Here is a 7,159-nt window from a genome sequence, read left to right on the forward strand (position 1 = left end):
CAAGGCGCACTTGAAGCCGCAGCCGAACTTTCCGCCCGCTACATCAACGAACGTTTCCTGCCCGACAAAGCCATCGACGTGATGGACGAAGCAGGCGCGGCGCAACGGATTCTGCCCAAATCCAAACAGAAAAAAGTCATCGGCAAAGCGCAAATCGAAACCGTCATCGCCAAAGTCGCACGGATTCCCGAAAAAACCGTGTCGCACGACGACAAACAAGTGCTGCAATTCCTCGGCCGCGATTTGAAAAACATGGTTTACGGTCAGGAAAACGCCATCGACGCGCTGGTTGCCGCCGTTAAAATGTCGCGCTCCGGCCTCGCCCTGCCCGACAAACCGATAGGCTGCTTCCTCTTCTCCGGCCCGACCGGCGTCGGCAAAACCGAAGTCGCCAAACAGCTTGCCTACTCGATGGGCGTACCGCTGCAACGCTTTGATATGTCCGAATACATGGAACGCCATGCCGTATCGCGCCTCATCGGCGCGCCGCCTGGCTACGTCGGCTTTGAACAAGGTGGCCTTTTGACCGAAGCCGTCAACAAACAGCCGCATTGCGTGTTGCTCTTGGACGAAATCGAAAAAGCTCACCCCGATATTTTCAACGTCCTCCTACAAGTCATGGATGCAGGCAAACTGACCGACAACAACGGCAAGAGTGCCGACTTCCGCAACGTCATCCTGATTATGACCACCAACGCCGGCGCGGAAAGCCTCAGCCGCCCCAGCCTCGGCTTTACCGCCAAACGCGAGCGCGGCGATGAAATGCAGGCCATCAACAAGCTCTTCACGCCCGAGTTCCGCAACCGCTTAGACGCGATTATCCCATTTGCGCCCTTGTCCGAGCCTATTATCGTTAAAGTCGTGGACAAATTCCTGCTCCAGCTCGAACACCAGCTCCTCGACAAAAAAGTCGAAGCCGAATTCACGCCGGCATTGCGTAAATATCTGGCGGAAAAAGGTTTCGACCCGCAAATGGGCGCACGCCCAATGAACCGCCTGATTCAGGAAAAAATCCGCAAACCGCTCGCCGACGAACTCCTGTTCGGCAAACTCGCCGAAGGCGGCTTTGTGCTGATAGACTGGGATGCAGCGAAAGAAGAAGCCGTGTTGAAGTTTAAGAAAAGCAAGGTCAAACCTGAAACAGAAACTGTTTAACCGACTAAAAAATAAAAGGCCGTCTGAAATTTCAGACGGCCTTTTTATCTCAATCAAAAATCTGATTTACAAAACGGATTTAACAGTGGCAACCACATTGTCTACGGTAAATCCGAATTCTTTGAACAGCAAGTCAGCAGGTGCAGACTCGCCAAAGCGGTTGATACCGACCACGGCGCCGTTCAAACCGACGTATTTATACCAACCGTCGGCATGTCCGGCTTCTACGGCTACGCGTGGCAAGCCTTCCGGCAGAACCGCGGCTTTATAGGCGGCATCTTGGCGGTCGAATACATTGGTAGAAGGCATGGAAACAACGCGCACGGCAATACCTTGTTCTGCCAATACTTTTTGCGCTTCCAGAGCCAATTCAACTTCAGAACCGGTAGCAATTACAACAGCCTGTGCATTGCCTTGAGCTTCACTGATTACATAAGCACCGCGTTTGATGTCGTTTAGCTGTTGCTCATCACGCGCTTGGAATTTCAGGTTTTGACGGCTGAAAATCAGGCTGGACGGATGATCGGCCGCTTTAACAGCTTCAGACCACGCTACCAAAGATTCAACGGTATCGCATGGACGCCATACATCCATATTTGGAATCAGGCGCAGAGTGGCAGTTTGCTCGATAGGTTGGTGGGTCGGACCGTCTTCGCCCAAACCGATGGAATCGTGGGTGAACACAAATACAGGGTTGATTTTCATCAGCGAAGCCATACGTAAGGCGTTACGCTCGTATTCGCTGAACATCAGGAAAGTCGCGCCGAATGGTTTAACACCGCCATGCAGGGTAAGGCCATTCATCACCGCGCCCATACCGAATTCACGCACGCCGTAGTGAATATAGTTGCCGCCGTGTTCGCGGGTAACGGAAACGCTGTTTGACCAGTCAGTCAGGTTGGACGGGGTCAAGTCGGCAGAACCGCCCACCAATTCAGGCAGCTCTTTTGCCAAGATTTCGATGCTGTTTTGGCTGGCTTTACGGGTCGCGATGGTTTCTGCTTTGGCACACACTTCTTTCAATGCGGCTTGAACGTAAGCATCGAAATTTTCAGGCAGTTTTTTATCCATGCGGCGCACGAATTCTGCAGCTTCGGCAGGATATTTGGCTTGATATTGAGCGAAGAGTTCGTTCCATTCGGCCTCAAGTTTCGCGCCTTTTTCTTTTGCATCCCATGCTGCATAGATTTCTTGAGGGATTTCAAACGCAGGATAAGCCCAACCCAAATGTTTGCGCGTGGCTTCGATCTCATCCGCACCCAAAGGCGCACCGTGGGTTTTGTGACTGCCTTCTTTGTTGGCACTGCCTTTACCGATTAAGGTTTTGCAGCAAATCAGGGAAGGTTTGCCGGTTTCGGCTTTGGCCGCTTCAATGGCCGTCTGAATGGCATCAGTGTCATGACCGTTTACATTTGGAATCACATGCCAGCCGTAGCTTTCAAAGCGTTGCGGAATATTTTCGGTAAACCAACCGTCCACTTTACCATCGATGGAAATATTGTTGTCATCATATAAAACAATCAGTTTGCCCAAGCCCAAAGTACCGGCAAGCGAGCAGGCTTCATGCGATACGCCTTCCATCATGCAGCCGTCGCCCATGAAAACGTAGGTGTAGTGGTCAACGATATTCAAACCGTCTTTATTGAATTCGGCAGCCAAGATTTTTTCGGCCAAAGCCATGCCCACAGCGTTGGCAATACCTTGTCCCAATGGACCGGTCGTGGTTTCCACACCGTCGGTGTAGCCATATTCAGGATGGCCGGGGGTTTTGCTGTGCAGTTGGCGGAAGTTTTTCAGATCATCAATGGAAACGTTGTAGCCGGTCAGGTGCAACAGGCTGTAAAGAATCATGGAAGCATGACCATTGGAGAGGACAAAACGGTCGCGGTTGTAGAATTTCGGGTTGGCTGGATTATGATTGAGGAACTTCGTCCACAATACTTCCGCCATTTCCGCCATACCCATAGGCGCACCCGGGTGGCCAGAGTTGGCTTTTTGTACGGCATCGACTGAGAGGAAACGGATTGCGTTTGCCAGTTGAGACATGGTTTGACCTTCCTTGGACAAGATTGGAAATATGAAAAAAGTGTGCCGATTATCGCCTGAATCAGCCGTGCTTTCAAGAATAGCCTTTGATATTTGCATTGTCAGACGGCATGATTTCCAATAGGCCGTCTGAAACGGACGGGATAGATGATATTAACTGTTATTTCGTTTTGAAACAGTATGTTGTAAATTTTTTATCGGATAAATAGGAAATCGCTATAAGTATAAACCTACACTTATTCCGTAAGTCTTTGAATACTGCTCTTTTCAGACGGCCTTGTATGAGACAGGAGTACCGCAACTATTGTTAAGGGCAAACCCTGCTTTTGCTTTGCATAGAGCCAAATGTTATGATTTTATATGCACGCCTAAGGCCGTCTGAAAATACTCACATCAAACTACTACCATGACAAAAGGCTTGTGTGCACTTCATTAAGGAACACTGATTATGTCACCCGAAAACCAAGCTGAAAACACTCCCTCCTCAACAGATAAACCTGCCAAAACCGCTCCTCCTAAAACATTCAATCCAAGAGCCAGCGTTATCCAGATCCACCCTGAAGGCGAACGCATCCATCCGAAAAAAGCAGAAGGCCGGTTTGCCAAATTGCGTATTGCCGCCGTATTGGCCACGCAATTTGTGTTTTATGTGATTCCATGGTTTAACTGGAGTGGCCGTCAGGCAGTTTTATTCAATATCCCTGACCGTCATTTTTTCATTTTCGGCCTGTCACTGGGCATGGGCGATTTGATTTACCTTGCCCTGCTGCTGATGATTTGTGCCTTCGGCCTGTTTTGGTGGACAACCATTGCCGGTCGTTTGTGGTGCGGCTATTCTTGCCCGCAAACGGTTTACACCGAAATCATGCTTTGGATCGACAACTTGGTTGAAGGCGACCGCAACAAACGTTTAAAACTGGAAAAATCGCCTTGGAACTTTACTAAAATCCGCATTAAAGCCACCAAAGCCCTGTTGATTTTCCTCTTCTGCGCATGGACAGGTATTACTTTCGCAGGCTGGTTTAATCCAATCCGTGAATTTGTTCCAGCCCTGTTTACCGGCGCGGCAGGCGGTGGCGCAATGTTTGCCGCAGCGTTTTACGGATTCATGACCTTCTTTTTTGCCCACATCATGCGCGAAAAAGTGTGTCTGCATATGTGCCCGTATGCACGCTTCCAAAGTGCGATGTTTGACAAAGACACACTGATTATTTCCTACGATACCGAACGCGGCGAACCTCGCGGTGCACGCAAAAAAACCGCCAACAAAGAAGACAGCGGCTTGGGTGACTGTATCAACTGTGCCATGTGTGTACAGGTCTGCCCTGTCGGCATCGACATCCGCAACGGTTTGCAATACCAATGTATCGGTTGTGCAGCCTGTATCGACGCTTGTGACGAAATCATGGACAAAATGGGTTATCCGCGCGGCCTGATCCGTTACACCACAGAAGGCGCAATGGAGCATGAATACCCTGAAAGCGACATCAAAAAACGCCTGAAACGCCCTCGCGTTGCAGGTTATGGTGCAGTATTGTTTGTGGTTATTATTGCTTTCTTAACCGGTATTGCCACTCGTAAAATGGTCGAAGTGGATATTCTGAAAGACCGCGGCGTGATGGTGCGCGAAAACAGCCAAGGCTGGGTGGAAAATGCCTACAACCTGCGCATCATTAATAAGAGTGAACATGAACAGACCGTTACTGCCACAGTCAAAGGTTTTGATGATATCGCCTTGACCGGCTTGCCTGAAAACGGTATTAAAATTGCGCCACGCGAAACCGTGACCATTCCGGTTCAAGTGTCCACCATCCCTGAGTACGCCGAAAAAGGCAGCCAGCCGATTGAATTTACTTTCACATATCGTGAAACCGATGACGCTGATGCCGAACCGACTGTCTTGAATGAAAAAGCAACCTTTATTGGAGAATAACAACGGTGTCCAAACCCAATTCCACTAAGCCTTGGTATAAACACACTTGGCCTTGGGTGCTGATGGCAGGTCCAATCTTTGTCGTTATCGCCAGCGTGTCTATGTTCTTCGTCGCAAAAGAACATACGACAGACTTAGTTTCCGACGATTACTATAAAGACGGCAAACACATCGAAATCCAGCTTCACCGCGATGAAGAAGCCGTTAAACGACAGATTCAGGTGCAGGTTTTAATCAGTCCGGACATGAATGCCGCCAAAGTATTCGTCAGCGGACAATTCGATCCCAAACAGCCATTAAACCTGCTGCTGATGCACCCTACACGCAAAGCTGACGACCAAACCGTCAAGCTACGCGCCGTAACTGCCGAACCGCAAAACGGCCGTATGGAATACGAAGCCGTCTTTAAGCCTTTACGCCAAACCAACCATTGGTACTTGCGAGTTGAAGATACCTCAGGCGTGTGGCGTGTTGAAAACAAATGGATAGTCAGCCAAGGCAATGCAGTCAATCTGACGCCTATGGACAAATTGTTCGACAACGGCAAACAAGCCGCTTCAGAAGAACAATAAATCCAATGGTCAGGCCGTCTGAAACTTTCAGACGGCCTGAAAATCTTTATATCCTATATTCTTCTTTAAAATATGATTTTTTCCAATTGGCGCAGACTGACTGAAAACGAAGTCCGTATGGCAAAACAGGTTTTTGCCGACAGCATAGACTTCAACCGCATTAAAATATATCGCGGCATCCCCTTCCTGCCCAACCCCAATACCGCCATTGCCCCCAATGGAAATATATATTTCCCGCGCAAACACTGCCCTGATGATTTCACTCAAGCCGGCATCGCCTACAAAATCTGGCTGATTCATGAGCTTACACACGTCTGGCAACACCAGCGCGGTCACAAAGTTTGGTTGTCCGGTTTATTCATTATGCTCAAAGGCGGATATAGGAAACGCGAAGCTTACGCCTATCCCATACCTTTGCCTCACTTCAACCAACTCAATATCGAGCAGCAAGCCGACCTCGTTGCCCACTATTTTGCAGCCACTTACCTGCCCAAAAACATTTACACCCCTCAACAACCCATTTTTCAGACGGCCTTAACAGGCTTTCTTCACAACCCGAATAACAAAGCCCTTTGCCCACGTTACTTGTCGGCAAAAAAACAACACTCAAAAAAGCCCAGTGAGCAAATAAGCTATAATGGACAATCCGACACATCATCCAAAAGGTCACAAACCATGCCTTGGAACATACCTATTTTACTTACCTGGATGCGCGTCCTATTAATCCCCGTGTTCACCATCCTATTCTATTTACCGAACACATGGATTCAACTACAAACCGTCAACTGGACAGCCGCCATCATCTTTGCACTTGCAGCTATTACAGACTGGTTTGACGGCTTTTTAGCACGTCGCTGGAAACAAACCTCCGACTTTGGCGCATTCCTCGACCCCGTTGCCGACAAACTCATGGTTGCCGTTGCCCTACTCCTGCTCGTCAGCCTTGGCAGAACATACGCTATCTTCGCCATGATTATTATCGGCCGAGAAATCACCATTTCCGCCTTACGCGAATGGATGGCACAAATGGGCAAACGCGGCAGTGTCGCCGTAGCCACTATCGGCAAATTCAAAACTACTGCCCAAATGATCGCCATCTTCCTTTTACTTATCGGCACAGACAAATATAACGATCCTTTCTATCTCATTGGTAACATATTGATGTTTATAGCATCTGTATTGACCATCTGGTCCATGTGCTACTACCTAAAAATGGCATGGAAAGAATTCAAATAAAATTTTTAAAAAAATAAAAACAAAACACTTGACGCACACGATTAAATCCATAATAATTGCGTCTTCTTCGATATACGAAGCAACAAGCTGTCAGAGCGGGAATAGCTCAGTTGGTAGAGCGCAACCTTGCCAAGGTTGAGGTCGCGAGTTCGAGACTCGTTTCCCGCTCCATTCTGATTACTTGTTGATTGTTCTTTTTCAATATGCGGGAATAGCT

Annotated in this window: 5 protein-coding genes and 1 tRNA gene; 5 read left to right on the forward strand and 1 reads right to left on the reverse strand. The window is 48.6% G+C overall.

From position 1 onward, the window contains the following. On the forward strand, positions 1–1,155 hold a 1,155-nt coding region (locus ACTHUE_RS08735; RefSeq protein WP_440423294.1), incomplete at its 5' end, for an AAA family ATPase. Between the two features lie 66 nt (positions 1,156–1,221). Here ACTHUE_RS08735 and tkt read toward each other — a convergent pair. Next, positions 1,222–3,201, reverse strand: a complete 1,980-nt coding sequence (gene tkt, locus ACTHUE_RS08740; protein ID WP_107768766.1) for a transketolase — start codon at positions 3,199–3,201, stop codon at positions 1,222–1,224. 448 nt (positions 3,202–3,649) lie between these two features. Between tkt and ccoG the strand changes: the two genes are divergently transcribed. The 4 genes from ccoG (at position 3,650) to ACTHUE_RS08760 (ending at position 7,113) form a co-directional block, all read left to right on the forward strand. Beyond that, positions 3,650–5,134 carry a cytochrome c oxidase accessory protein CcoG gene (gene ccoG / locus ACTHUE_RS08745; protein WP_107792528.1) on the forward strand — a complete coding sequence of 495 codons (1,485 nt, stop codon included), beginning with the start codon at positions 3,650–3,652 and terminating at the stop codon, positions 5,132–5,134. Between the two features lie 5 nt (positions 5,135–5,139). Beyond that, complete coding sequence (locus ACTHUE_RS08750) at positions 5,140–5,706, forward strand: FixH family protein (RefSeq protein WP_107792529.1); 567 nt, start codon at positions 5,140–5,142, stop codon at positions 5,704–5,706. A gap of 675 nt (positions 5,707–6,381) precedes the next feature. After that, complete coding sequence (gene pgsA / locus ACTHUE_RS08755; RefSeq protein WP_107792537.1) at positions 6,382–6,942, forward strand: CDP-diacylglycerol--glycerol-3-phosphate 3-phosphatidyltransferase; 561 nt, start codon at positions 6,382–6,384, stop codon at positions 6,940–6,942. Positions 6,943–7,037: 95 nt separating this feature from the next. Beyond that, positions 7,038–7,113 (forward strand) — tRNA-Gly (locus ACTHUE_RS08760). The last annotated feature ends 46 nt before the right edge of the window (positions 7,114–7,159 follow it).

It is taken from the genome of Neisseria sp. P0021.S005 (assembly GCF_051956955.1).